Raw genomic sequence first — 2,905 nt, forward strand, 5'->3', positions numbered from 1 at the left:
TCAATTTCACTGAGTCTCGGGTGGAGACAGCGTGGCCATGGTTACACCATTCGTGCAGGTCGGAACTTACCCGACAAGGAATTTCGCTACCTTAGGACCGTTATAGTTACGGCCGCCGTTTACCGGGGCTTCGATCAAGAGCTTCGCTTACGCTAACCCCATCAATTAACCTTCCGGCACCGGGCAGGTGTCACACCCTATACGTCCTCTTTCGAGTTAGCAGAGTGCTGTGTTTTTAATAAACAGTCCCAGCCACCTGGTCACTGCGACCACCTTCAGCTTACGACGCGAAGTCTTCACCAAAGGTGGCGTACCTTCTCCCGAAGTTACGGTACTATTTTGCCTAGTTCCTTCACCCGAGTTCTCTCAAGCGCCTTAGTATTCTCTACCTGACCACCTGTGTCGGTTTCGGGTACGGTCAACATGTACCTGAAGCTTAGAGGCTTTTCCCGGAAGCAGGGCATCAATGGCTTCGTACCCGTAGGTACTCGTCTCGTTTCTCGGCCTTAAGGGTCCGGATTTGCCTAAACCCTCAGCCTACTAACTTTCACCAGGACTACCAACGCCTGGCCCACCTAGCCTTCTCCGTCCCCCCATCGCAGTACATGTCGGTACAGGAATATTAACCTGTTTCCCATCGACTACGCGTTTCCGCCTCGCCTTAGGGGCCGACTTACCCTACCCTGATTAGCATGGGATAGGAAACCTTGGTCTTCCGGCGTGCGGGTTTTTCACCCGCATTATCGTTACTCATGTCAGCATTCGCACTTCTGATACGTCCAGCATGCTTCTCAACACACCTTCATCCGCTTACAGAACGCTCCCCTACCCAGCACATTAATGCGCTGCCGCAGCTTCGGTGTATGGCTTAGCCCCGTTACATCTTCCGCGCAGGCCGACTCGACTAGTGAGCTATTACGCTTTCTTTAAAGGGTGGCTGCTTCTAAGCCAACCTCCTAGCTGTCTATGCCTTCCCACATCGTTTCCCACTGAGCCATAACTTGGGGACCTTAGCTGGCGGTCTGGGTTGTTTCCCTCTCCACGACGGACGTTAGCACCCGCCGTGTGTCTCCCGGATAGTACTCTACGGTATTCGGAGTTTGCATGGGGTTGGTAAGTCGGGATGACCCCCTAGCCCAAACAGTGCTCTACCCCCGTAGGTATTCATCCGAGGCTCTACCTAAATAGATTTCGGGGAGAACCAGCTATCTCCGGGCTTGATTAGCCTTTCACTCCTAACCACAAGTCATCCCCTAATTTTTCAACATTAGTGGGTTCGGTCCTCCAATTGATGTTACTCAATCTTCAACCTGCTCATGGCTAGATCGCCCGGTTTCGGGTCTATACCTTGCAACTCGACGCCCAGTTAAGACTCGGTTTCCCTACGGCTCCCCTATACGGTTAACCTTGCTACAAAATATAAGTCGCTGACCCATTATACAAAAGGTACGCAGTCACCCCACAAGGAGGCTCCTACTGCTTGTACGTACACGGTTTCAGGTTCTATTTCACTCCCCTCGCCGGGGTTCTTTTCGCCTTTCCCTCACGGTACTGGTTCACTATCGGTCAGTTGGGAGTATTTAGCCTTGGAGGATGGTCCCCCCATATTCAGTCAAGATAACACGTGTCCCGACCTACTCGTTTTCACTCACTATGCGCCGTCACATACCGGGCTATCACCGTCTATGGCTCTGCTTCCCAACAGATTCTGTTAACGCATTGTCAGCTTAAGGGCTGCTTCCCGTTCGCTCGCCGCTACTAGGGAAATCTCGGTTGATTTCTTTTCCTCCGGGTACTTAGATGTTTCAGTTCTCCGGGTTTGCCTCCAAGCACCTATATATTCAGTGCCGGATACTCTGTAAACAGAGTGGGTTGCCCCATTCGGAAATCCATGACTGATAACGACTCTTACTGTCTCGTCATGGCTTATCGCAAGTTAGTACGTCCTTCATCGCCTCCAACTGCCTAGGCATCCACCGTGTACGCTTAGTCACTTAACCATACAACACCTAAGATGTCTGCTATGCAGAACCTCGTGCATTGTATTGCAACTAAGATTGTTTGTTCTCGCTGTACACTTGTAAGATACGCCTCTACCAATTTGAATAAGGTTCAAGTAGAGTGGCATTTCATTACTTTATTACAATCAGCTTGTCCATGTTGTTAAAGAGCATGTAACGCAAAGTTACCGGTAAACATTCAGCTTTGAACGCTTAACGCTAACATCGCTATAGAGAAGAAGTGGTGGAGCCAAGCGGGATCGAACCGCTGACCTCCTGCGTGCAAGGCAGGCGCTCTCCCAGCTGAGCTATGGCCCCGAATGCTTGCTTGAACCTCCGATAGGAGGTGTTGCGCGTACTGATACCGAGGACACCCTCTTTTTAGCACGGCTGCAAAGGCTGTTTTGAGTGACTGACAAGGCGGGAAAAACCGAAGCATAGACTGCTATGCGAGGTTTTTACCAACGCTGTTCAGGCGCTCAAAATGGTGGGTCTGAGTAGACTTGAACTACCGACCTCACCCTTATCAGGGGTGCGCTCTAACCAGCTGAGCTACAGACCCAGTATAATTTAAGGCTTTATCTTGCGCCAAAGGCACAAGCTACCCTAATTCTTCTCTATTCATCAAACCAAGCAATCTGTGTGGACACTTACATCCATAAGCGAAGTGTAAGGAGGTGATCCAGCCGCAGGTTCCCCTACGGCTACCTTGTTACGACTTCACCCCAGTCATGAACCACACCGTGGTGATCGTTCTCCCGAAGGTTAAACTAACCACTTCTGGTGCAGCCCACTCCCATGGTGTGACGGGCGGTGTGTACAAGGCCCGGGAACGTATTCACCGTGGCATTCTGATCCACGATTACTAGCGATTCCGACTTCATGGAGTCGAGTTGCAGACTCCA

2 tRNA genes and 1 other annotated feature (1 of these 3 running past the window's edge) are annotated in these 2,905 nt (G+C 51.0%); both genes read right to left on the reverse strand.

From position 1 onward, the window contains the following. Positions 1–2,000: a sequence feature (mutual gap in cmsearch alignment for this rRNA model is longer than 100), on the reverse strand; it reaches 634 nt to the left of the window's first position. A gap of 242 nt (positions 2,001–2,242) precedes the next feature. Beyond that, positions 2,243–2,318 (reverse strand) — tRNA-Ala (locus OS145_RS03335). Between the two features lie 167 nt (positions 2,319–2,485). Beyond that, positions 2,486–2,562, reverse strand: a tRNA-Ile gene (locus OS145_RS03340). Between the last annotated feature and the right edge of the window lie 343 nt (positions 2,563–2,905).

It is taken from the genome of Idiomarina baltica OS145 (genome assembly GCF_000152885.1).
GTDB lineage: Bacteria > Pseudomonadota > Gammaproteobacteria > Enterobacterales > Alteromonadaceae > Idiomarina > Idiomarina baltica.